The sequence below is a fragment of the Arcicella aquatica genome (genome assembly GCF_034928825.1).
GTDB lineage: Bacteria > Bacteroidota > Bacteroidia > Cytophagales > Spirosomataceae > Arcicella > Arcicella aquatica.
In genome coordinates this window covers 37,717-63,560 of the sequence record NZ_JAYFUL010000036.1, presented here as the reverse complement: position 1 = coordinate 63,560, position 25,844 = coordinate 37,717, and the positions used below count along the sequence as shown (strand labels likewise).

General features: G+C 34.5%; 15 protein-coding genes. 10 read left to right on the top strand and 5 right to left on the bottom strand.

Annotated elements, in window-relative coordinates:
* Positions 1 to 1,422: 1,422 nt before the first annotated feature.
* From VB264_RS18345 to VB264_RS18335, 3 genes are all read right to left on the bottom strand, one after another.
* Positions 1,423 to 2,037: a hypothetical protein gene (locus tag VB264_RS18345; protein WP_323251662.1), complete on the bottom strand. Its 615-nt coding sequence runs from the start codon at positions 2,035 to 2,037 to the stop codon at positions 1,423 to 1,425.
* Positions 2,038 to 2,816: 779 nt separating this feature from the next.
* Complete coding sequence (locus VB264_RS18340) at positions 2,817 to 5,231, bottom strand: COR domain-containing protein (RefSeq protein ID WP_323251660.1); 2,415 nt, start codon at positions 5,229 to 5,231, stop codon at positions 2,817 to 2,819.
* A 770-nt stretch (positions 5,232 to 6,001) separates the two neighbouring features.
* On the bottom strand, positions 6,002 to 7,294 hold the full coding sequence (locus tag VB264_RS18335) for a serine hydroxymethyltransferase (RefSeq protein ID WP_184131041.1): 1,293 nt from the start codon (positions 7,292 to 7,294) through the stop codon (positions 6,002 to 6,004).
* Positions 7,295 to 7,518: 224 nt separating this feature from the next.
* Between VB264_RS18335 and VB264_RS18330 the strand changes: the two genes are divergently transcribed.
* Positions 7,519 to 8,094: a peroxiredoxin-like family protein gene (locus VB264_RS18330; protein WP_323251657.1), complete on the top strand. Its 576-nt coding sequence runs from the start codon at positions 7,519 to 7,521 to the stop codon at positions 8,092 to 8,094.
* 174 nt (positions 8,095 to 8,268) lie between these two features.
* Here VB264_RS18330 and VB264_RS18325 read toward each other — a convergent pair whose 3' ends face one another.
* The gene (locus VB264_RS18325) at positions 8,269 to 11,388 is read right to left on the bottom strand and encodes a glycoside hydrolase family 3 N-terminal domain-containing protein (protein ID WP_323251655.1); all 3,120 of its coding nucleotides are present in this window, start codon (positions 11,386 to 11,388) and stop codon (positions 8,269 to 8,271) included.
* Between the two features lie 455 nt (positions 11,389 to 11,843).
* Between VB264_RS18325 and VB264_RS18320 the strand changes: the two genes are divergently transcribed.
* The 3 genes from VB264_RS18320 (at position 11,844) to VB264_RS18310 (ending at position 16,954) form a co-directional block, all read left to right on the top strand.
* Entirely contained in the window at positions 11,844 to 12,446 is a 603-nt protein-coding gene (locus VB264_RS18320; RefSeq protein ID WP_309921688.1) for an RNA polymerase sigma factor, read from the top strand.
* The gene (locus VB264_RS18315; protein ID WP_323251653.1) at positions 12,421 to 12,666 is read left to right on the top strand and encodes a hypothetical protein; all 246 of its coding nucleotides are present in this window, start codon (positions 12,421 to 12,423) and stop codon (positions 12,664 to 12,666) included. The genes VB264_RS18320 and VB264_RS18315 overlap by 26 nt, the downstream gene beginning before the upstream one ends.
* A gap of 334 nt (positions 12,667 to 13,000) precedes the next feature.
* Entirely contained in the window at positions 13,001 to 16,954 is a 3,954-nt protein-coding gene (locus tag VB264_RS18310) for a S8 family serine peptidase (protein WP_323251651.1), read from the top strand.
* Between the two features lie 93 nt (positions 16,955 to 17,047).
* Here the strand turns inward: VB264_RS18310 and VB264_RS18305 are convergent, their stop codons facing one another.
* Positions 17,048 to 17,257: a helix-turn-helix transcriptional regulator gene (locus VB264_RS18305; protein ID WP_323251649.1), complete on the bottom strand. Its 210-nt coding sequence runs from the start codon at positions 17,255 to 17,257 to the stop codon at positions 17,048 to 17,050.
* A gap of 258 nt (positions 17,258 to 17,515) precedes the next feature.
* On the opposite strand from VB264_RS18305, the gene VB264_RS18300 reads away from it, so the two are divergent.
* The 6 genes from VB264_RS18300 (at position 17,516) to VB264_RS18275 (ending at position 25,769) form a co-directional block, all read left to right on the top strand.
* Positions 17,516 to 19,141 carry a vitamin K epoxide reductase family protein gene (locus tag VB264_RS18300; protein WP_323251647.1) on the top strand — a complete coding sequence of 542 codons (1,626 nt, stop codon included), beginning with the start codon at positions 17,516 to 17,518 and terminating at the stop codon, positions 19,139 to 19,141.
* Positions 19,142 to 19,172: 31 nt separating this feature from the next.
* Positions 19,173 to 19,403: a hypothetical protein gene (locus VB264_RS18295; RefSeq protein WP_323251645.1), complete on the top strand. Its 231-nt coding sequence runs from the start codon at positions 19,173 to 19,175 to the stop codon at positions 19,401 to 19,403.
* Between the two features lie 288 nt (positions 19,404 to 19,691).
* Positions 19,692 to 21,257, top strand: a complete 1,566-nt coding sequence (locus VB264_RS18290; RefSeq protein WP_323251643.1) for a TlpA family protein disulfide reductase — start codon at positions 19,692 to 19,694, stop codon at positions 21,255 to 21,257.
* Between the two features lie 32 nt (positions 21,258 to 21,289).
* Positions 21,290 to 23,479, top strand: coding sequence for a peptidase domain-containing ABC transporter (locus VB264_RS18285; RefSeq protein WP_323251641.1), 2,190 nt, complete (start codon positions 21,290 to 21,292; stop codon positions 23,477 to 23,479).
* 78 nt (positions 23,480 to 23,557) lie between these two features.
* Entirely contained in the window at positions 23,558 to 24,916 is a 1,359-nt protein-coding gene (locus tag VB264_RS18280) for an HlyD family secretion protein (RefSeq protein ID WP_323251639.1), read from the top strand.
* Positions 24,917 to 25,043: 127 nt separating this feature from the next.
* Positions 25,044 to 25,769 (top strand): head GIN domain-containing protein, encoded by a 726-nt coding sequence (locus VB264_RS18275; protein ID WP_323251638.1) that lies wholly within the window; start codon positions 25,044 to 25,046, stop codon positions 25,767 to 25,769.
* Positions 25,770 to 25,844 lie beyond the last annotated feature (75 nt).

Here is a 25,844-nt window from a genome sequence, read left to right as displayed (position 1 = left end):
AAGTCTATTAAAATATTTAGAATTCTTCAAATTCGACTTTAGAAAATTAGGAATGGAAAATTATAGCGTTCTATAAAATTGACCATTAAAAAGAGGCTATCCTTTTGGGACAGCCTCTTCTGTATTTTACAAATAGCTTTCTCTTACCCCACCATCCCATTAATAAACGTCTCCACAAAATCCAGAATACGTTATAAAATTCTGTCTCCTAATTTCTTGCGTTGTAGTAGGCTTGGTTTGTCTCCGTCAATGAATTCTATAATCTCATCTCATAGCGGTTCTCTTTCCGCAATAAGATAGTCTTCGATGAGTTTTTCGGTCTTGGGTGCGAATAGGTTTTCTTCAGCTACGATGTCGGCAAAAGCCTTTTTCTGTTCTTCGCTTCAATAATCATCAAATTCTTGTTGAATTTCTCCAGTGTCGGTGATGTCTGGCAGATTTTCTTTGATGAGTTTTTTAATCAATTCTCGTTTACTCCGCCAGGTGGTTTCCGTGCCCATTAACGTCAAACCTAATGTTGAACTAAACCTCAGGTAGCTTTTGCTTCTCAAGGTTCTATCTTTGCATAAATTACAAACTATTTTTAAGATGACAAAAAAAGAATGTTGATGAATTACGAGTTGATAAAATCATTCATCGTGCTAAAGTAGAAGTTGCTGATTTTGAAGCTCTTCTTTATCGTTTCGAGCATAATATTTCTATTTTAGGTAGAAGTAAAAGTCCCTTTGAGAATTACGCTCGCCATGTTGCCACCATCGCCCTTCACTACCGAACTAGTCTTATGCGAGCCTAAGACCTAAAACAAGGAAGAACATCACACTCGAAAGGGCTTATTGAATATATTAAAATGTTGCAAGGTAAAAAGAATATTTATCCCTGATACATTGCACGAGCGTGACGCTCTTTAACATTTTGCGTCGTAGGAAACAACCTACGACTAGTTTGAGGAATTTGTTTGAAATGTCTGTCCACCAACCAAAAGTTAAAGCAATAACTGCTGTTGCCGAAATACTAACTGTCAAATAGATGATAAAAATGTAACGAATTTTAAGTCTGTTTAGTCGCCAAGCAATTATGATAGGGCTTAAAACAAGTCAAATGAACAGTGTTAATAACACTTTATCAAATAGTATTTCCATTAATCGTTTTCAGTCGTGTTAGTTGATTGTCTGTCTGCACTAGTTTTTTCAATAAAAGTCAGCGAAGGATTGTCCGCCCGCACAAAATTGCCAACGAAGTACTAATTATTTGAATTACTAATAAGTCCAATCAAAAGATGGTCAGCGAACAGTTCAACCCTGACTTTACAAATTGTCGTGATTATGCTGTCGTGTGTTGGGTTTAATGGCTGACTATTCGGCGGCATGGTCGTAAGCCTATGTTGTAGACTTATTGATTTCCTACTTAAACGGTTCTTTTCTCCTATAAACTTAACAATTTATCTATATCATCCTTTTGGGTATTTAGACGTTTCGTTACAAATTGCTTTCCTATATCTGTTATCTCTAAATATATTGTTCTAATTCCTGTCGAGGATGATTCGGATTTTCTTTCTATTACATACGCTGAGTTAATTGCCTTTAATTCATTCATATCAGGTTTGTAAAATTCACTATAATATTCAAAACTATCTAATGCTTTTATTTTCCATGCTTTTGCATTTTCAAATTCGCCAAGTTCTTTGTAAAATAGAGAAATCATTGCAGCAATGTTAGTCACTAATAATGTTGTTTTATTTTCTCTGTAGGGGAAATCATTATATGTCCAAAAAATTAATAACCGCTTTTCAACAGACCTTCTAATTGCTGTATAATATATGTTGTAGGAGTCTCTCAAATGATTAATCCCAAGTCTAATTTCAGTATTGGGGTCATTGCTGTTGTAATAAGCCTTAAATGATTGTTCAGCAGACTTAAAATGTGAATCAGCCATATTAATGTATACACTGCCAAGTTCATCATATGCGTCATTGATAAGAAGTTGTACAACCTTATAGACTGTCATACCTGCTTTGATTGAATGTATTACGTTTATCATTTATTAACCATTTTTATTGTTTTGATTTTTTCTCATGTCTACAACATTGCTGGTAACTCGTAAATAACGCATGTTAGCGTTTTTTTTTCTAAAAATAATTAATTGTTATAAACAAAGCAATTATTAGCTTTTCATAATTAATATGTGACCACTATTTAAAATACACATCCACCATCCTACTCCCTAAACTTCCATCATTTAATAAAATAGGTCTTTTCATTGATTTTAGGACTCCTTTAGAAACAGCATATCTGAGCCCTTTTGAGAGTTCGTCTTGCTGAAATTCCCTATTCAATTCTTCTCTACAATAATTCGTAATCTCTTTTAAGTATTTGTAGTGTTCATTTAAAAAACCAGAATTCAGTAAAACTTCATTAATAAATGAATCAATGCTTCGTTTAGATTTAGCACTTAAAAAATATTCAACATTCTTTTTGTTGTCATTTTTGAATCTTATAAGAGCTTCCGATTTATTAACTAATAATGGGGAATATTAGAATTTAGGTTGAATATTTTCATTGCGTCAAACCTTAATTTATCACCGTATCGGAATTTGTGTGTCTAATAAATCGGGAACAACTCTTTAAATCCTCTCCCCCCCCCCAAAAAAAAAGCAGGCAAAACCTGCTCTTCCCAATATCTTCAAGTCGAACGACAACTCCATAAAAGAAATTAACTAAGCCGCCCGCTACCAGAGATTAAGTTCAACTAAGCCTTCATCGCATGGCTTGCAGCCACGACGAAGGCTTAGTTATTGGTGGCAGGCGTTTTTTGCCCGTTTAGTTATCAATTACGCTTCTTATACCGTTTGCAACTTCAACACATAATTTGTCCTGCTCTTTTTCTGGGGCATTAAAAATAAATTTGGCATCTCGTGGTAAGCCTTGTATTTTTGCGTAGGGTGTGTCTTTAAAATCACATTCTCTTGCAAAAATTGGAATCACGACACATTCTTTTTTATTGTGCCTTTTAATTGCATTTTCTAACTCAACATTCCAAATGTAGTCTGATTTGTTAAAATTAGCACTAACCAAAAGTAAAATAATATCTGCTTCTTCTAATTGGGTTTTGATAGTATTGTCCCAATCCATGCCAGCTTGTATTTTTCGGTCATTCCATGATTTAATTTTTTTTGAACGTTTTAAGGAAATTAATGAATCGTCAATTAACTCTTTCAGAGCCTCATCTTTATGGGAATATGAGAAAAATATTTTTTTCATTTTTTTGGGTTGTTTAAAAGTGGTGTCTAACAGTAAATTTGGGTTAATATTGTCGAAACTAATTTGGCATTGAATTTCTTTTGATAATTCTCTTGCTTTTAATAATGTCAAATAATCGAAAAAATGCTTGTCAGTTTGCTTGGCACAGATTATACAATTACAAGGAATAAGTTTTTTTACTCTAACGTTACTGTTAAAACTATTGTGAATGGCATCTAAACTGTCTATTATTTTGCTTATTAATAATTGTGTTTCTGCACCCCAAACTGTTATATTAATTATTCTTTCTGCATACAATTCTTTAATAATTGCAATAGTATTTCTATCTTCTAACACTACACCTGTCGCCCAAACTAAATTTTGTGATTTTATACGATGGTGCATTCTTACAATAAAACGAGGAATAATACCTTTTGGCATAAAATCATAATCATATTTAATTGAAATTTGTTTTTCAATAGGGGCAATGATTATTCCATTTTCAATTAAGTCAGGTTCATTTTTTGGTAAACATTTTGGTACTATATATCTTTTAGATTTTTCAATTTGATAGCAAAGTTCAAATTTTTTCATTAACGCTACCAATTCAGTATGTTTATCAATATAAATTGAATCATTCCATATTTTTATCCAATCTGTCTGATTGAACTCGCCACTATTTTTAGTATTTAAGTAATCCAATACTCGATAAACGGCATCAGTAGCCCAAAGATTATTTAAAACAACAAGATTGTCTAAGCCTTCTTCATTCTGAAAATGAAGTATTACGCCCAAGTCATGTAAATATTGGCTTAGAAATAACTGCCTTTCACGTTCTTTTATAGAATTGTTTTTGCATATCTCAAAAAAATGTTCTTTGCTTATATAGTTTTTAACTTTTGATTCATTTTCTATTACTCTTCTTATTTTTACCCATTGTTTTGGTAATTCTTCTCCTACGTGCTTTAAATTTTGGATTTGAAATTGAATATTTTTAATTAGCTTTTCTGTGTTAGTTTTGTCATTCTTTAAATCAACACTACAAAAATCTATTAAATTTGTGAATCTACTTTTTATTCCTCGCTCATCAAACTGAATATTTCTACCTTGATGAATGTTTTGTAAAATAATGACAGGACTACTTTCTGAAAATAATTCAATTGTTTGAAGCCAATAATCAAAATTATGATTTTCAGTTCTTGTATCCATCAATAAAATATAAAGAGATTTTTTTGTTAAGAAGAACTGATGTGTAGAATGGTATATTTGTTGTCCTCCAAAATCCCAAATATTCATTCTAAATTTTTTTGTTTCATCATTTTCTCTAAAATCAAATAAGAAAGGCTCTATATCAATGCCTCTGGTGGTCAAGTCAGAAGCTGGCAAAATCGAATTTATATCCTTTATTTTGTGCGATAATGACGTTTTACCAACCCCGCCCTCGCCTACAATAAGAAGTTTGGCTTCATATATTTTCTCAACACCCTGTATTTTTTTCTCAACCCAAAATTGAACAATAGAATTATTACCTCTATTAACTATATCAATCGGGGGATTATTGATAGGATTGTCAAATAGGTGTATTCCTTTACGGTGGATATTGGAAACTAACTTTATAGGAACACCGCCCATAATTAAATCTCTTAATGGAGAAATGTCTTTTATTAAATTTTTTTCAAGAGATAGTATTTGAAGGTTATTTAAGTCTTCAAGTGGTGAAATATCAACTATTTTATTGTTAATTAAAGAAAGGGTTTTTAACGCCTTTAAATTTTTTAATACCGAAATATCAGAGATTGAATTATTGTCAAGATTTAAGAATTCTAACTCAGGAAAATTTAGTAAAAAACGAATATCTGAAATATCCTGGTTACTACAATCTAATGCTTTCGTATTCTGTTGAGCCGCTTTTATCTTGACCTTAAAATCGTCGCTTATGCCTTTGTTGAAATAATTAGTTTCTTTGTTTTTGGAGAATATACGTATTAGATTCATTTGCTCTATTTATTTTTTTCAAAGTCAAAATGAGAGAGTTAATCTCTTAGGGGTGGGTTTTTACGCTTGCCACCAACTCTGTAATATGCTAAAGTTTTGTCGTACTTTTTGTATTGTTTGGTACTTTGTTGATTTTTCGTTAAACTCATCTTGTCGTACAATTTTTTGTAGTACTTTTGTATTGCTAAAATTTGACAGCACTTCTACCAATAAATCTAATAATTTATTTTGTAATTCCTAAAGTTTTACTCAAAATTTTATTAAGCGGTAAAATCTGTTAATTCATTATAGTTATTTGATCAGTTAGTAAATTAGAAGAGTTATTTAGTATCAAAAGAATTTTAATGCCCGACAACTCGTGAATCCGTTTTAAAGCAATCTATACTGCTTTAAACAGTTTTTACACCTTGTCCGACAAGCAACAATCCAGTTTTAAAGGAGATTAATCTCTGTTTAAAGAAGTTTTACCTTTGTCGGCTAATTATTCGTACTGACTTAGACAGTATTAATATGCTTTTAAACAGTCACCTGACGGGTCGGACAGATTCTTAAAAGTATTACACGCTTTGATGAAAGTCCGTCAGAAACACAAATTCGTTTAAAAGAAAAAGCACGACACTTAAAGTATCAGGCTTGTAAATTTAAATTGTCCCGTCCTGAAATAGGTTGTCCCCCAACTAACTTAAAAAGAAACACAAGACGTATAAAAAACAAACCCTGATAATCAAGAGAATTATCAGGGTTTTGTTTTGGTCAACAATCAAAAACGATTAAACATATAATGGAAATGCTTCCATCCATTTGTTTACTTCTGTTTTCACTGAACCTAAATATGTATCGTTATCGTGGTTCATCAATACGCTATCGATTAATTCTACGATATGTAACATTTCTGCTTCTTTCATACCACGAGTAGTCATCGCCGCAGTACCAACACGCATCCCTGATGTAACAAATGGAGATTTGTCATCAAATGGAACCATGTTTTTGTTGATAGTAATATCAGCTTTAATCAACGTGTTTTCAGCCAATTTACCTGTCAATCCTTTTGGACGTAAGTCGATAAGCATTAAATGGTTATCTGTACCGCCAGAAATAATTTTATATCCTTTATCAACAAATGCTTGTGCCATTACTTTGGCATTTTTCTGCAATTGTTCAGCATAAATTTGGAAATCGTCTGTAAGGGCTTCTCCGAAAGCAATGGCTTTAGCAGCGATTACGTGTTCTAATGGACCGCCTTGTGTACCTGGGAAAACACCGCCATCTAATAAAGCTGACATTGTTTTCAATTCGCCTTTCAATGTTTTTAAACCGAATGGGTTTTCAAAATCTTGACCCATCATAATCAAACCACCACGAGGACCTCTTAACGTCTTGTGTGTAGTTGTCGTTACGATATGGCAGTGTTGCATTGGGTTGTTCAATAAACCTTTAGCAATCAAAGCCGATGGGTGAGAAATATCTGCTAATAAAATAGCACCTACTTGGTCTGCAATAGCACGTAAGCGTACATAATCCCAATCACGAGAGTAAGCCGAAGCACCACAGATAATCAATTTTGGTTGTTCTTTCAAAGCAGTAGCTTCTACTTTATCCCAATCAATCAAACCTGTTTCTTGTTCTACACCGTAGAAAAATGCTTGGAAATATTTTCCAGAGAAGTTTACTGGAGAACCATGCGAAAGGTGACCCCCATGTGAAAGGTTGAAACCTAAAATTTTATCGCCTGGATTCAAGAAAGATAAGAAAACCGCAGCGTTTGCTTGTGCACCAGAGTGCGGTTGAACGTTTGCCCAAGTGGCACCGAACAATGCTTTAGCACGCTCGATTGCAATTGTTTCTACTTGATCAACTACCTCGCAACCGCCATAATAGCGTTTCCCTGGTAGTCCTTCTGCATACTTGTTTGTCAAAACTGAGCCTTGCGCTTCCATTACTTGCTTTGAAGTAAAGTTTTCTGAAGCAATCAATTCGATACCGTACTCCTGACGGTGAGCTTCTTGATTAATCAAGTTGAAAATTTCGGTATCTCTTTCGAGCGTGAAAGTTGCTGTTGCCATTTTATTAGAAGATTGCACGGGTTAAAATGCCGTACATGGTTGGTTCTGTTAAAGAAAATCAACAAATTGTTATAAATTTATCAACAATGTGATAATTTATGGGTAAAAATACTGCTTAAAAATGGATTGTAAAAACATTTTTGTAAATGTCGGCATGCTTACCTTCCAAGAAAGTAAAATCTTTGAAATTTGTGGCTAAAATTTAACTAAAATCAACAGAATAAATGAAAAAGTTATTAACAATTCTGCTAACAATCAGTGTATTATCAGTTTTTGCTCAAGATGGCCCAACAGCATTAAAAATTGGGGATAAAGCCCCCGATTTTACAGCGAAAGATCATGCAGGAAATATCGTTAGTTTAAAAGAATTAACAAAAAAAGAAAAGGTAGTCGTGATGTTCTATCGCGGAGCTTGGTGTCCGTATTGTAATAAATACATGAGTCAGATTGAAGAAGCCTTACCCAATTTTTCTGCCAAAAATGCTACGGTAGTGGCTATAACGCCCGAACCAGAAGAATCTATCAGCAAAGCCGTTGAAAAAACGAAAGCCACCTTTTCGATTATTTATGATAAAGACAGAGCAATCATGAAACAGTGGAAGGTAGCGTATGAGATGTCGCCCGAGTTACAAACTAAGTATAAAGGCTATGGTTTAGATTTGCAAAAACAACAAGGAGATTGGATGTTGCCAGTACCTGCCACTTATGTAATTGGCAAGGATGGTAAAATAGAATTCGTTCACTTCGACGAAAACTATCAGAAAAGAGCAGAAATTAAAGATATTTTGATGAAGCTGTAGTCAGTTGGAGTGATTGGTGATTAGTAATTTGTGATTAGAAATTTATCAAAGACAGAGAAAAAGTTTAAACGTCTGGAACCTATTTTTGATAAGTCCGATTTCACACTAATCACTAATCACTAATCACTAATCACTAATCACTAATCACTAATCACTAATCACTAATCACTAAAGTTATATCCCTCTCTTAATCGCCTGATAAATCGCTTCGTTGATATTTGTGCGTACATTCAAATCAGAAAGTTTAGAATTGTTTCTGGTTGGATACACTCTATTACAAAGGAAAACATATACCAATTGATGTTCAGGGTCTACCCAAGTATAGGTACCTGTAAAGCCAGAGTGCCCAAAACTAGCCGCACTAGCACTGGCTGCCGCACTTATACCAGCACGTTTGCGGTCGGGTTTATCAAAACCTACTCCTCTCCTACTATTTTCTTCTATTGAAAAAGGATAAGCCGTCCATTCTTTCATGGTAGATTCTTTGATAAATTGTTTGCCTCCATAATATCCATTTTGAAGATACATCTGCATCAATTTAGCCAAATCTTGTGCTGTACCAAAAAGCCCTGCGTGTCCAGAAATACCATTTAACATAGAAGCCCCTTCGTCGTGTACACGTCCATGAATAAGCGTTTTGCGGTACAGTGAATCATATTCAGAAGGAACAATTCTCGACAATGGAAAATGTTCACGCGCATTATAAGTCAGCGTAGTAGCCCCCAAAGGTTTATAGAAAGTATCTTTCAAGAATGATTCAAAATCTTTTCCCGTAAGGCGAGGAATAATTTTTGGATACATATAATAAGATAAATCTGAATAAACGTATTCCTTTTTCTCTCTCAGCGGCGAATCCTCAATGGCTTTATAAATTGTTTTGTTGTAGTCTTTATGCAACCACAAATTATCGGCTACTTGTACAGAATAATCGCCCGATTTGGTGTAAGAGAACGTCTTTGGTTTCCAAATGGTTGGGTCTTTTACTAAATTGATACAATCTTTCCAAAGTGCCTTATCGGTTTGGATAATTTGGCACATTCTAGCTAACGCCTTTTTACGACGGAACAATTTATCCCAGAAAGTAATAGCGTATTTATCAGCATATTTTTCTTTATAAATCTTACTGGCTAATACCATTTTGGTAGAATCCAGACAGTCCATCCAAAAAGGAATCCATGCTTTTAAACGTGCCTGATGCGTAAAGACATCTTTATAAATCAAAGGAGCTTTGTTCGAACTCGCCCATTCTGGAATCAACTCACCCATGGTAGTATTCAACGTAAATTTCCCTTCGTCTTCCATTTTCATCATCGAAGGCACAGACGTACTGATTTTGGTAATAGAAGCTAAATCGTATAAATCGTTGGTTGTAACTGCTGCACCACCATAAATTTGGTTTCCGTAGGCTTTGTGCAAAATTACTTTTCCATTTTTTGCCACAAATACTACGCCTCCGGGTGTTGCTTTTTGTCTGATAGCTTCATTAATAATAGAATCTACCTTGCTTGTTAAGAATTTCGTATCAATGCCTACTGCTTCTGGCACAGCATACTGAAAACGCTTGAGTGCTTCCGTTTTAATACCATCATTATACCTGAACGCCATGCTTACACCTACTGGCAATTTGCCTTTAGCACCAATGGCACCAAAAATCAATTCAGCGATTGCTACAGACTCGTGCATTTGTGGACTTTCCTGATAGGTAATCATTAAGGCTTTGGCTTTATCAAGGTTTTCAAATTTGGATAAAGTATAAGCATTTGAGAAAAGCGAAACAATGGTTTTAGGCGAATTGGCAAACTCCTTTACCAATTCCTGTATTTTAGGATGAATACTATAGTTTTTGGCAGGACGAACCGATTGCCCATTGATAGCCATCAATACCAAATTATAGTTTTTCAAAGAATCTCTAACAGCTTGAATGGCTTCATTACTTGAGTTTTCATCTAAATTAAAATGCTGAACATCTGTATAGTTGGAAAGCATTTTTTGAAAATCAGTCGGTTTCTTACTCCCGAAAGTAGGATTCCCAATATTCAGGGATGCAATTTTTAACGTGTCTAAGTTTCTGAGTGGAATAATATTCTCGTCATTTTTCAACAATGTAATAGTTTCTTCTGCTAACTGACGGTTTAATACCTCTGATTTTTTAGGGTTCAAATCAGCAACCAAGTTTTTAAGCTCAATAGGTTGGTATTTATCCAAACCAGCCCAAGCTTTGGCCGTCAAGATTCTTTTTACCCTTAAATCAATATCCGCTTGCGAGATTTCTCCTTTTACCAAGGCTTTTTTAATTGCATTGAAAGCCGCAGGCACATCAATAAAAGTTTCTAACACATCGTTACCTGCCAAAATAGCTTTTACATTGGCAGTACCTTCTGGAAAGAATTTTACGGCCCCTTGCATATCCATCGCATCTGTAAAAACCAATCCTTTAAAGCCTAAATCTTTTCTTAATAAATCAGTAACAATGTTTTTTGATAAAGTAGAAGCTAAATTTTTGGTAGTATCCAGCGAAGGAATGCTTAAATGAGCAACCATCACACCTTGTAAACCATTTTCGATTAATGCACGGTACGGGAAAAGTTCTAAAGAATCTAGTCGGGCTTTGTTATGGGGAATTACGGGTAAGTCTGTGTGAGAATCCACCCCTGTATCGCCATGCCCCGGAAAGTGCTTCGCAGAAGTAATAATACCACCTTTTTGTAAACCACGCATATAAGCCAAAGCCTTTGAAGTAACTTTCTCGCGATTTTCGCCAAAAGAACGGAAGTTAATAACAGGGTTATTAGGATTATTGTTAACATCCACTACTGGCGCATAATTAATATGCACGCCCATTCGCTTACATTGTTGGGCAATCTGCAAGCCCATTTCTTCTAATAATTGCTCGTTACCTTGCATAGCGCCCAAGGTCATTTGGTATGGAAAACGCACTGTGCTATCTAAACGCATTTCAAGTCCCCATTCCAAATCCATCCCTATTAACATAGGTACTTTAGACATAGCCTGTAGCTTGTTTACCATCAACGCTTGTGCCGTTGGGCGATTTCTAAAGAAAACAAAACCTCCGACGTGATAATCTCTTACTATTTTATATAAACGTGCAGTATCATAATCATAACTATAATTGCCTCGAGGCATCATAAGTTGTCCTATTTTTTCATCTACTGAAAGGGTATTGAAAACAGAATCGACCCAACGCTTGTTAGCATTTGGGAAAAGGTCTTGGGCTTTGATGTGAAGAGTAAGGAAAGTACAAAATATAAAAGTGATGAAGCTGAATTTTTTCATACAAAATGCTGATTAGTTGATTATGCAATTTACACAAAAAAAAATAGGGATAGTTCAGGACAGCCTATTTCTGAAAGAGATTGACTTTTTAGCGTTTTGATGAAGCGCATTTGGCAAGATTTTTTAACAATATTTAAGAAATACTAGAGCAGGGTGGATAGCATGATTTTGAGAAAAAGAATAAAATTTTGCTAAAAAACAGAAAACAATGCATATATTTTGTATATATTTAGGGCATAATGCAAGAAATATGGCTAAACGAAAAACAGGTTGTTAATATTTGTTAACGCTCTTAAAAACTTTAGCATTTTTTTTGGAATTAATATTACAACAATTATCTTTGAATCAACCTTTCAGAATAACTACTAAAAAGAGTTTACAAAATTCGCTAAAATAAAAATATAGGAGATATAATATGATATAAAGCTTTACGTTAACTAAATAGATTTATCAAAATGGAAAAAATCCATGTTAACGACAGCGAGCTTGTATCACGCTATATAAAAAACAGTGACGAAAAGGCATTTGAAACTCTTGTTCGCCGATACAAATCCAAAGTTTACACAACGATTTACTTAATTGTTAAAGACACCTTCGTAGCCGAAGATTTAATGCAAGATACTTTCATTAAAGCTGTTGACGTGCTCCGTTCAGGAAAATACAATGATGAAGGAAAATTTTTGCCATGGGTGCTCAGAATTGCTCACAATATGGCGATTGACTATTTCCGTCGTGATAAACGCTATCCAAATGTCGTATTCGAAGATGGTAGCAGTGTGTTTAATACATTAGATTTTGCAGAAGATTCTTATGAAGATTTGCAAATTCGTAATGAGTCGCATGCTCATCTAAGAGACCTGATTAAACGTCTTCCAGACTCGCAAAGAGAAGTGCTAGTGATGCGTCATTACGAAGATATGAGTTTTCAGGAAATTGCAGACGCCACAGGCGTAAGCATTAACACGGCACTAGGAAGAATGCGTTATGCGTTGATAAATCTACGCAAAATGATGAGTAAACATTCTCCGAGCTATGATACAAACCTTTACGCAGCATGACGTTATCCGTTACGTCTATCAAGAAACAACGGAAGAGGAAAATCTTATGATCCAGGACGGACTTGTCCATGATAATGAGATGCTAGAATTTTATTTAGATATGCTTGATGTGAAAGCAGGTTTAGATAAAAGTTTCCAACAACCTTCCGAAAGAAGCATAGACAACATTCTTGCGTATTCGAGAAACTATACAGAAAGTCATCAAACCTTAGTTGTTTAACCTAGGATTGATGACTTTTTTATTTGTGAAGCTGTACCAAGAAACCTCCTTACCGAGGCTTCTTAGTACAGCTTTGTTTTTATAGCCCTTTGGGGTTACAATAAAAAAGAGTATTTTGACTTTCCAAATTTTATAATTTTTCATCAACAAACCCTTAATTGCTTGATAGTCGTAGGTTTATAGGAATAAGTAAAAATATAATTTATCAATGAAGCAACGCTTGGAAGATTGGGGTTGTCTAACATCACATAATCCTTACTTAAAAAATGTTGTTTTTCAAGGTCATTTTACTTACACGATAAATCGTTCCCTATCCATTAACAAAAAACATAGCATGAAACGACTGATTACACTGACACTCTTGTTGGGGGGATTTGCTTCTTTTGCTCAAGAGAAACAATTGTATAATACTTCTCAGCAAAAAAGGCTACAAAGTTTATCGGCTGAGTTTTCTACTCAACAAGATAATAATTATCAAAAAGCTGTTAAAGTTGCTACCGAAAAGAAATGGCAACTGAATGGAAATTTAAAAAACAATCGTTTCTTTAAACTTTACGGAATAGACGAAACAGGACATCCGCTATACGTAGCTACCGAGAGTAATGCACAAGCAGCAACTACTACGCGTACTGATCAATTGTATACTGGAGGCTCATTAGGAGTGTCATTGAATGGGAGCAGTGCTTCTGTAAAAAATAAATTAGGTGTTTGGGATGGCGGAGGAGTATTGGCAACGCATCAGGAACTAACATCTAGGGTAACTCAGCAAGATAAAGTAACAGGAACGAACTTACACTCTACGCACGTAGCAGGAACATTAATTGCCCAAGGAGTATCACCCCTTGCCAAAGGGATGGCTTTTGGCGCAAGTTTAAAAGCTTGGGATTTTACCAGTGATGTATCTGAAATGACTGCTGGAGCAGCAGACTTATTAGTTTCTAATCACTCTTATGGATTTTTAGCAGGCTGGAGTTATGATGATACCAGAAGTCGTTGGGCATGGTATGGTAATACAAGCATTAGCCAAACGGAAGACTATAAGTTTGGATTTTATGACACCAACACACAGTCGTGGGATAAAGTTGCTTATAACGCACCATACTACCTTATCGTAAAATCAGCAGGGAATAATAGGGGTGAAACAGGACCTACAGCAGGAGAATATTATTACTTGGGTTCTTCGAGCGATACAAGCTCGGTTGTAAGAAGTAAAAATGATAGCTATGATATCTTAGCCACAACTAGCACAGCCAAAAATATTTTGACAGTAGGTGCTGTAAATGGAACGAGTGGCAAAGCACCTTTAAGGGCATCAGATATTAGTATTTCATCTTTTAGTAGTTGGGGCCCTACAGACGACGGTAGAATAAAACCAGATATTGTAGCGGTTGGCGTTAACTTACTTTCAAGCTCAAATGCTTCTGCGACTAGCTATACTATTTTAAGTGGAACGTCGATGGCTTCACCACAGGCTGCTGGAAGTATCTTGTTGTTACAAGAATTGTATGCTCAAAAAAATGATGGTTTATTGATGCGGTCGTCCACCCTAAAAGGCTTGGTATTGCATACTGCCGACGATGCAGGGAATGTTGGTCCAGACTATATTTATGGTTGGGGTTTATTAAACATGGAAAGAGCAGGGAAAGTGATTCAGAATGCTGATAAATCGTATGATATTTCTGAAAGAACGTTAGCGAATGGAGGTTCATACACTCAAAAAGTTATTGCTTCTGGCAAAGGGGCTTTAACTGCTACTATTTGTTGGACAGACCCAGAAGGAACAGCAACGAGCGCAACTGCTGCGAATTTGAATAATCGTACACCTAAATTAATTAACGATTTAGATATCAGGATTTCAGATGGCACCAATAATTATTTGCCTTTTATTCTTAATCCCGACCAACCAAGTGCTTTAGCTACCAAAGGAGACAACATCAGAGATAACGTTGAACAAATTTTGATTGCTGATGCCGTTCCCGGTAAAAGCTATACGATAACTATCAATCATAAGAATACCCTGAAAAACAGTACACAAGATTATGCTTTGATATTGAGTGGAATAGGAGGGGCAGAATACTGTGCCTCAGTACCAACCACTTCATTGAATAATATTGAAAGTATTAAATTAGGAGATGTAACATCAGGATATAAAGCATCTTCTTCTAAGAGTTTACCTTTAGAAATTAGTTTAAAAGGTACTACTACTAAAAAAGTACGTGTTTATATTGACTGGAATGCTAATGGAACGTTTGAAGAAGCTACAGAACTAGCTGCAAGTTCTGGTGATATTGTAGGAGCGAGTGTTTTCAAAGCCACTATTGCTGTGCCATCTGGCTTAACCATTGGAAACAGTACTATCATGAGGGTAGTTACAGGCGAAGACCTTGGTACTGCCAGTATTAGTAGTTGCGGAACTTATGCAAAAGGTATTACGCAAGACTATAAAATAGATTTTGTTCGCCCGAGTATAGATGTGGCTGTCCTAGATTTGATAACACCTGAAGTGAGTAACTTTTGTGCTTCTGCATCAGGTTCAGTATCCATTTCATTAAGGAATAATGGTACAACTACGTTACAAAATATTCCTGTAACTGTAAATGTATCAGACGGTACAGGCGTAATAGCTGTATTGACAGGTACTTATAAAAATCAATTAGCTACTTTAAGTGATGGGACACTTTTGTTAGATGGTACTTTCAGTGCTAAGGTTGGGGGCAATTATACTTTTGCCGTAAAATTAGGCTTGGCTAATGATCAAGATGTGACGAATGATACAAAAACATTTGTACGCCAAGTTACGGCATCTGCAACACCAACAACGGCCATTGCGGCGGTCTGTGAAGGAGCGACTACTTTAAATGTTAAAGGTACTGAAACATCTACTTTGCTTTGGTATGATGCACTAACGGGCGGAAACCTATTGTTCACAGGAAATTCGGGCTCATTTACTAAACCAGCCAATACAGATAAAATATATGTTGGTGTAAATGATATTGCGGGTTCTGTGGGACCAAAAGATAAGTATGTTTACGGCGGAGGAAGTTATTATGAATCGTTTGGCCCAGAACCAATCATTGTTACACAAACCCCTTTGGTGATTGAAAGTGCAAGAGTATATATTGGAACAGCAGGTAAAATTACTTTTACAATTTACCGCCAGTCAGACTCGACACCAATTTCTTCGGTGAGTTTTGATGTTACGCCTACTCGTACAACAGCCAACTCAACCCGTTCAAGTAATCAGTTGGTGGACGATTTGACCGACCAAGGAATTGTGTTACCGCTAAATTTAGCGATTCCAGCAGCAGGTACGTATGTATTATCACAAGAATGTACAAACGGAGCATCTATTTATAGAAGTAACTTAAATGCTAATTCGACTGTATCTGGTGCTGACATGATAGGTTTTCCATTTACTATTCCTAATGTAATAAGCATCACAGGCTCATTATACAACGGCGCTACTATCAAAACGGGATACTACTATACGTATGATATGAAAGTAAAATCTTATGGTTGTCCAAGTACTAGGATAGAAGTACCAATTACGACACAAGCGGCTCCAAAAGTAACGGTTAGTCCATCCTCAGCATTTAGTATTTGTCAAGATGACGCTAAGTTATTAACCGCAAGCAGTGGTACTAATTATACCTATCAATGGTTATTAAATGGTCAGTCAATTGCTGGAGCTACCTCAGCGACGTATTCAGTGATAAAATCAGGAGCTTATACTGTAAAGGTTACTGAAAATGGTTTTTGTTCTGCTACCTCAGCGGCTGTGAATGGCACTCTTATAACACCTATTATTCCACAAGTAAAATTGGAAGCGGGTGCATTAAGCCTTACTTCTGGTTCGAATCCCGTTTGGTACCTTAGTGGAAGCATTATTGCAGATGCTGTTACTAATACCATTACTCCAACGAAATCAGGCGTGTACATGGCTAAGGTGACTGACACCAATGGCTGTTCTGTTTTTTCGGAGGGATATACCTTTACAGTAACTGCAGTTGAGGCTGAAGTAAATACAGAGGAAACAGCCAAAATATATCCAAATCCTGCTCCCCAGTCGTTTAAAGTAGAATATACAACGCCACAAAATCCTAAATATGTTTATGCCGAAATGATAAATTTATTAGGCGTAACGGTTTCTGCGAAAGAATTGGTAAAATCGGATGGTATTTATAAAACAGAGTTTGATGTATCTCAACAAAATGCGGGTACATTCTTTATTAGAATTTACTCAGATAAATCTGTGAAAGTAGTACCTATTGTAATCAATAGAAACTAGGGACTTAAAGCTTCATAAAAAATCCCAGTTGTTTGTAGTTCTTACTACTCACAACTGGGATTTTTTTATTGAGGAAATATCAAGAATAAATAGCTATTGAAAATTATTACTTAATAAATCTTCTATTGAAATGCCCAATACTTGGCTAAGTTTTTTTGCTTCAACGATATTTGGAAGACTTTGGTCACTCTCCCAAGATGATATTTTACTTTGAGAAGGAATGTTAATTAAATCAGCTAAAGCTGCTTGTGAAAGGTGATTTTTCATACGTAGATTTCTAATGTTTTTTCCTAGGTTGGACATAACTATTAATTTTTTAAAGTAGAATTGAATGATGAATTATTGATTTTAAGTCAAATATCTTAGAGATGAATGAATTTCGCAAGTAAAACTCATAAAATCTTTAGATTATCTGAAAATAGATGAAAATTATCTGAATTCAGATTGGAGAGTAGGATGGAGTATGTGTAAATTTATCTTAATCAATTCAAATGACTATTTATCTATAAAATTTAATAGTTTGAAACATAAGACTTTAGCATTACTAAATCTATATTTTCTATGAACCTTAATCCATCTGAAAAAAATGCCTTTTTCGCTTTAGAATCTCTTTTAAAACAAGCAAAGGTTAATGTTACTTCTACCACGTTAAAAAATAAATTACTCCAACACCCAGACTTTCCAACATTGGTTTCTTTAAGTGACACTCTAGCTGATATAAAAGTTGATAATTTGGCAACTCGAATAAGTCCAGAGCAATTGCCAGAAATTCCAACCCCTGCAATTGCGTATTTTGAAAATGGTGCAGGTTATGTTTCAATACATAAAATCGGAAATAACAGTGTTGAATGGTATCATGACAAGATGGGAATCAATATTGAGAGCATTTCTGATTTCTCTCAAAAATGGCACGGAATTACACTATTGATACAACCTCAAAAAAATTCAGGAGAAGAAAGATATGCTAAAAATCGTAGGTTTGAAATTATAGAAAATGCTCGTAAGCCATTCATTATTATAGGATTATTGATTATTTTAGGATATTTAGTTTGGTCTAATTTCTTAGACTCATCTTTTGAGAATTCAACTTATTTGTACATATTTTTTATCGAAAAATTAGCAGGTGTCATTGTTGGTACATTCTTGATTTGGTACAGTATTGATAATAATAATTCATTTTTAAGAAGTGTCTGTGAAATTAATAGTAAAACCAATTGTGGCAGTATTCTTAATTCTGAGGCTGCTAAAATTTTTGACTGGTTAACTTGGTCCGAAGTAGGACTATTCTATTTTGGAGGGGGATTGCTCACTTTGTTATTTACGAACAATCGTAACGAAACATTGCAGATACTTAAATGGCTTAACGTAATAGCTCTTCCATACACAATTTGGTCTATTTATTACCAAGCATTTGTAGCAAAAGAATGGTGTGTATTATGTTTAACTATTCAAATTTTATTATGGGTTGAGTTTGTTACCTTATTGCCAATATCATTTGCATTTAATAGTCATTTCATTAATGGTTTTACTGATTTGTTAATATGCTTTTTAGCGGTTATAACAATGTGGACATTTATAAAAAAACCACTACAAAACTCTCAGAGATTTGAGGAAGTTTATAATACCCTTCAAAAAATAAAATATAATCCAGATTTTGTCAGAGGAATACTGAGTAAAGAAAGAATGTTACCCCCAATATTTCCAGAGATGAAAGTACTAAAAATAGGTAATCAAAATGCTGAAAACACGATAATTTTAGTTCTTAGTACTGTTTGTGCATCATGTGGACGTGCTTTTTATGAAGCACAAAAATTAGTTCATAATAATCCACATTTTAAATGTGAAATCATTTTTTCAACTTCTAATCAAGCGAATAATATTGAAGTAAAAGTAGCTGGGGGAATCTTGAGCTTATCGAATGAACAAATGGAAGAGGCAACACAAATGTGGTTTCAGAATGTAAAACAAGACAGACAAAAATGGGAAAAACAGTTTGAAATTAATACTGATTTAGAAAGCAGTTTTCACCAAGTAACTTTCCATTTACGCTGGTTAGAATTGGCGGATGTAGTATCTGCTCCAACTATTTTTTTAAACAAAGCAGAAATACCTTCAGTATTTGGCATTGCCAATATTGAGAAACTCTTTCAGATAGCACCAAATATAGGATTTGCAAATCAACAATAAGTCTAATTTTAAACTTTAAAAACAAAGAAAAATGAACAATTTAATGTCAAAATTTTCTGGTCTTGCATTGACAAGAACTGAGATGAAAAAAGTTAAGGGTGGACAATGTTATTATGGTGGAGGTTCTGGTAATGCTACTCCATATCCGTGTTCAGGACTTAATGACTGCAAACAAGCTGCTGCTGATTGGGGAACCAACTATTGTTGTAGCTCTTGTGGTTCAGCTAGTTGGTGTAATGGAGGACAATGCCCTCAGCCATAAACTTTCTGAGATACTGTAGACTTTGTAAAAACACTTGCTACATATTAACTGATATATCAGTTTAAAATGAAGTAAATGTTTTTTACAAAGTCTATTTTTAAATTATGGTTAATAGAAATTACTAAATCCTACTCACATAGATAATGCTTGTTGTAACGAGTTAAAATAGACTAAAGTACTATTGAAATATGCGAGAGTATTGTGAATACTGTTACTCCACTGAAAAATAAGCCTTTAGGTAATTACCTTTGATTTTTTCTTTCACAATAATTAAGCTTCTATGTAAGTATGAAATATCATGTATTCTTTTTCTTAGCTTTAGTTTTCTTTTGGGCTTGCATCATTGAAATAAATGCAAAAAGTTTAGAAGATTCTACTAAAAATATATCCAAGGGAGTAGTCCACATTCAATTTATAGACAAACCTGTATTTAACAGTAGTCTCAAGACAAAAACTATGGAATCAGGAAGGTTTGAATATCTACTTTTTAGTGATGAGTTGGAATTGGAGAGAATCTATTTCAAAGAAATTGCAGAAAAAAAGGCGATGACTTTTTACACCACTTCAAATTGGGTAATGATTCGTAGATATTTTAGTGTGTTTGAGTTTCAGGATTACTTAGTTCATAAAGGAGACTCTCTCATCATGAGTTTTGATAGAAATAAACCTATCATGAGAAAGTATTCAGATTATAATTATAAGCCCTTAGATTTCACTGTTGAAGACAGTATCAATAAAAAATTTGATAGAGCGTATTTAACAACTGGTATGGCAGACGATACCCGAAGGGTTACTTTTAAGTATTTTTATGATAACCCTAAATTAGTAACACAACATCGTGCAAGAACAGCTCATGATAAAGCATTATTTATAGAAACCCTCGAAAATCAAATGGGCAAAGACTTAATTCCATCAATGAAAGTTCTTCATGATAATATACAACAGTTTTTAGATTCTTTAAATAGTAATAGGTGTATTTCTAAAGAGATACACACCTTTTATCAGCAAAAATATGACAATTTACTTTTCAAGTTAAAAGTCATGTCTGGTGATATTGATTCTACGTCTGCTGCAAATGAACTTAATGAAAGGTTTAGAAAACAGTCTTTCCATGATGAATATTTGAATCAATGTATTTATAACTTTGAAAAAAAATATTTTGCTTCAAAATCTAAATGGAATGTGATTGATGCCTATAATTTCAGAGACCCTAAAGAAAGCTTTTTATTGATTATGAATTCATCATTATTAAGTCTTGAAGTAAAAGAGCAAATGTTATTTTTAGGTTTAAGTAATATTGACTACTTTTTTCGTAATGAAATTGACAAATACTTAAATTTATTTACTGCATTTGCCAGCAATAAAAGTCTTGTCAAAAAGGCTCAAGGAAAATATCAAAAGGATATAATTGCTAATGCCAGACCTTCAAATTTACATTTAGAAACATTAAATAAACAACAGACTTCGATAGAAGATTTACTCCAAAATAAGAAAGGGAAAGTGCTGTATATAGACTTTTGGGCAAGTTGGTGTGGCCCATGTATCGAAGAAATGAAATACTCTAAGCAACTTTTACAAACTTACAAAGACAGCAATCTTGAAGTTACCTTTTTTTCTACGGATGATAATTTTCAAAAATGGGCTAAAGCCAGTGAACGTTTAGAGCTTAACCAAATTCCCAACAATTTCAAGATTTTAAATTTTGGAGAATCGAAATTCATCCAAGAACATAAATTCAAATCTATCCCCCGATATATGATTGTTGGCAAAGATGGTAAAATAATCAATGACAATGCCCCTCGCCCCTCTGACCCTAAAACTCGACAACTATTGGATGAATTGTTAAGAAAGTGAGTTTATAAAAACCTCTAAATTGTCTACTTCCCATGCCCAAATTCCCCTACTACCAACAACTAGACCAAATGGACTGCGGACCTACTTGTTTACGCATGATAGCTAAACATTATGGGCTGAGCCTAAATATTCAAAAGCTGAGAGATGCTTCGGGGTTTAGTAGGGAAGGAGTTTCATTACTTGGTATTGCAGAGGCAGCAGAGGGTATAGGCTTTAGAACCATCGCTGTAAAAGTTCCTTTTGATAAACTAATCAAGGATGCCCCGTTTCCCTGTATTATTCACTGGCAACAACAGCATTTTGTAGTTTTGGTAGAAGTACACAAAAATGCTGTTTTGTTGGCAGACCCTGCCAAAGGTTTACGTAAAATCTCTAAAGATGATTTTTGCGAGCACTGGGCTACTACCAAAGAAGATGGTCAACCAGTAGGTATAGCCTTATTATTAGAACCAACACCTGCTTTCTATGAGCAAGAAGACGACAAAAAGCAAGGCTTAGATTTTAGTTATCTCCTTAAATATCTTTGGTCGTATAAAAAACTATTATTTCAATTAGCCATTGGTCTATTGGTCGGTAGTGGTTTACAATTGGTTTTCCCTTTCCTCACGCAGTCTATCGTAGATGTCGGTATTCAGACCCGTAATCTTAACTTTATATATATGATGTTGGCGGCACAATTAATGTTGTTTGCCAGTAGAACAGTAGTCGAATTTATCCGTTCTTGGATATTATTGCATATCAGTATCCGTATCAATCTCTCAATTCTTTCTGATTTTCTGATAAAACTGATGAAGTTGCCCATGTCATTTTTTGATACAAAGATGTTTGGCGACATCATGCAACGGATTGGAGACCATAGTCGTATCGAACAGTTTATGACTGGGCAAGCGCTTAATACACTTTTTTCTTTGGTCAATCTCTTGATTTTTGGATGTGTGTTGGCTTTGTATAGTTTACCCATTTTTTCAATCTTTATGATTGGGTCAGTTCTCTATGCATTTTGGGTAGTATTGTTTTTGAAAGAAAGGCGAAAATTAGATTTTAAAATGTTTGATGTGGCTGCTAAAAATCAAGGATCTTTGGTGCAGTTGATTCAAGGAATGCAAGAAATTAAATTAGCTAATGCCGAACATCTAAAACGTTGGGAATGGGAGCGTATTCAAACCAGAATGTTTCAATTTCAAACCAAAGGCTTGGCACTTAATCAGTATCAACAGGCAGGGGCTTTTTTCTTGAATGAAGGGAAAAATATTTTAATCACTTTTTTCTCAGCCAAAGCAGTGGTAGATGGGCAACTAACTTTGGGGACAATGTTGGCGATACAATATATCATAGGACAACTGAATGCCCCTATAGAATCACTAATCCAATTCGTTCAATCAGCCCAAAGTGCTAAAATTAGTTTAGAAAGATTGAATGAAATACATGAATTGCAGGATGAGGAAAAAAATGAAGTGTTATCGTATAAACATGCTGGAGATAAAGGGGCAAGTGTTATGTTGAAAAACATAAGTTTTACCTATCCAGGGGCAGGCAATGAGCCTGTTTTGAAAAATATTAATTTAGAAATTCCCCAAGGAAAGATAACGGCTATTGTTGGTATGAGTGGCAGTGGTAAAACGACCCTACTGAAATTATTATTAAAATTCTATGACATAAAAGGAGAAATAAAAATCGGCAATGCTCCATTCGATAGTTTTAGGGCAAGAGATTGGCGGGGGAAATGTGGGGTAGTAATGCAAGATGGTTTTATTTTTTCGGATACTGTTGCTCGTAACATCGCTTTAGGCGACGAACAACCCAATCTTGAAAAACTCTATCATGCTTGTGACGTAGCTAATATTTTAAGCTTTATAGAAAGCTTGCCTTTAGGCTTTAATACAAAAATAGGTTCGGAAGGAAATGGAATAAGTCAAGGACAAAAACAACGCTTATTGATTGCTAGAGCTGTCTATAAAGACCCAGAATACTTGTTTTTTGATGAGGCTACCAATGCACTTGATGCTAATAATGAAAAGAAGATTTTAGAAAATCTTGATGAGTTTTTTCATGGAAGAACGGTTATCGTGGTAGCACACCGATTAAGTACTGTTAAAAATGCAGACCAGATTGTAGTGCTTCATAATGGAGAAATAACAGAAATTGGTACGCATGAGAGCCTAACAACCAAACGAGGAGAGTATTTCAACTTAGTGAAAAATCAATTAGAATTAGGGAATTAATGAGTATAGTAGCACAGGTTTCCAACCTGTGTATCTTTAAGTAAGACCAAGACAGGTTGAAAACCTGTGCTACCTAATATGGAAATTAATATTAAAGACATAGAGCCTCCAATAGTCTACTTGAACGGCTCACAACCGAAAAAAGTAGATTTGCCAAAACCCAAATTGGAACTACGTTCAGAAGAAGTCAATGAGATTTTAAGTAAAAGACCAGCTCTAATTATTCGTTATGGTTTAACAATAATTGCTTTTCTAGGGATTTTAGGCATCGTTGCTTCGTGGTATATTAAGTATCCTGAAGTCATCAAAGGAAGTGTGATGATTACGACTGAATTACCACCATTGAAAGTAATTCCCAAAGTATCGGGGCGATTACAAAAATTATTGGTTAATCCCAATCAATTAGTTAGACAAGGAGATTTTATTGCCGAAATTGAAAATACTACTCGTTTGGAAAACCGACCAATTCTTCAAACACTTTCGCAGCAATTAAAATCGTATTTACAAAATACTTCTTTAAAAGTAGCTTTTCCTTCTAACACATTCACCTTTGGTGATTTACAAATAGAGTATAATAATCTGCTAAAAAATTACCATGAATCCGAACGACTTTTGGGAGATGCGATTTACTTGCAACGTAAGAATATCTTAATACAACAAATTACAGATTATAAAAAGCTAGTGATTATCAATCAGCGACAAGTTGAAATCAACCAAGAAGAGTTTCACAATGTAGAGATTAAATATGCAGCGGACAAAAAGCTTTATCAAGATAAAGTATATGGTAAATTAGAGTTTTTAGCCTTCGAAAATACCTTTTTACAAAAGAAGAAAGACAATGAAAACTATGCTAAAGTATTAGTAGAAAATAGTTTAACACTTTCGGAAAGACAAAAACAATTGGCAGAATTAGATTTTGAATACCTTCAAAAAACTAGAACCTACAGGGATAATATTCAACAATCAATCCAAAATATTGATAATCTTTTAGCAAACTGGCAACAGAATTATGTAATTACAGCACCTTCAGATGGTGCTTTGAGTTTCTTGAAAAACCTTACTGAAAACCAAATGATTCGTGCTGGGGATACATTATTTGCAGTTTTGCCTCAAAAACAAACAATCGTAGCTTTTGCCAATGTTTCAGCTCAGAATTTCGGGAAAGTAAAACTTGGTCAACAAGCAATAATTAAATTAATTAATTATCCCTTTGAAGAATACGGAAGCTTATCTGGTAAAATCCAAGAAATTGAATCTACACCGATGGGAAATCAATATCGAGTAAAAATTAAACTGCCTTTGGGTCTGAAAACGAACTATGATAAAACATTGCCTTTCAGAACAGAAATGGTAGGCTCTATTGAAATTATTACTGAAGATATGCGATTGTTGGAAAGAACTTTTTATGGATTCAGAAAGATTCTTAATCAACGCTAAATAGCAACTACTGAACAATAATCAATATTTATATAAGTACTAATTCATGCAACCTTAACGTTGTTTAATGCATCTAAGTGATAGTATTCAATAATCATTTACATAGACATATAAGCAAACAAAGGTTATGAGAAAAATAAAAAGTTTATTCGTGTTATTATTAACTTCTGTGTCGTCAATTGTTTTAGGACAACAAAACCAAGAAGTTACTTTACAATCCTTCAATAAAATTGATGTGCAAGGCATCATGAAGGTAGAACTTGTAAAAGGTAAAACTAATAAAATAACAACTGAAGCACTAAATGGCGCAAATCTTGAAGATTTGACTGTAGCTGTTTCTGGAGGAGAGCTTGGAGTTAAAACAAAAATATTTAAGCAACTGACTGATAGAGATAACAATAAAAGAAAAGCTGATTCTCAGAAGTTATTTAAAGTAAGAATAGAATATACCAACGAATTAGCTAGCCTTCAGATAGGTCGCGGAGCAGAATTGGTATCAGCGGAAACATTAACAGGAAACCGCTTGCTTGTTGATGCCTCATCAGGAGCCATCGTAACATTGAAAATAAGTGTTAATAACTTAGAATTATCGAGTGTACAAGGAGCCATCGTAAATCTAGAAGGAAAAGCAACATTCCAGCAAACAAAAGTAAATACTGGTGGCGAATTATTTGCGTATAATTTAATAAGCGACGAAGTAGAAATAAGAGCGCATACGGGTGGTGTGGCACAAGTAAGTGCCAATAAAATGTTAGATGCATCAGCAGGAACAGGCGGAATGATTAACTACAAAGGAAATCCTAGCGAAAGAAATGTGAAGTCTAATTTAGGAGGCGAGGTTCGTTCAAATTAATAGAAGTTGCTTTTCGATAAAGCTATTATTGAAAGAGGTTGTCTCAGGATATGGGACAACCTCTTTCATTTAATA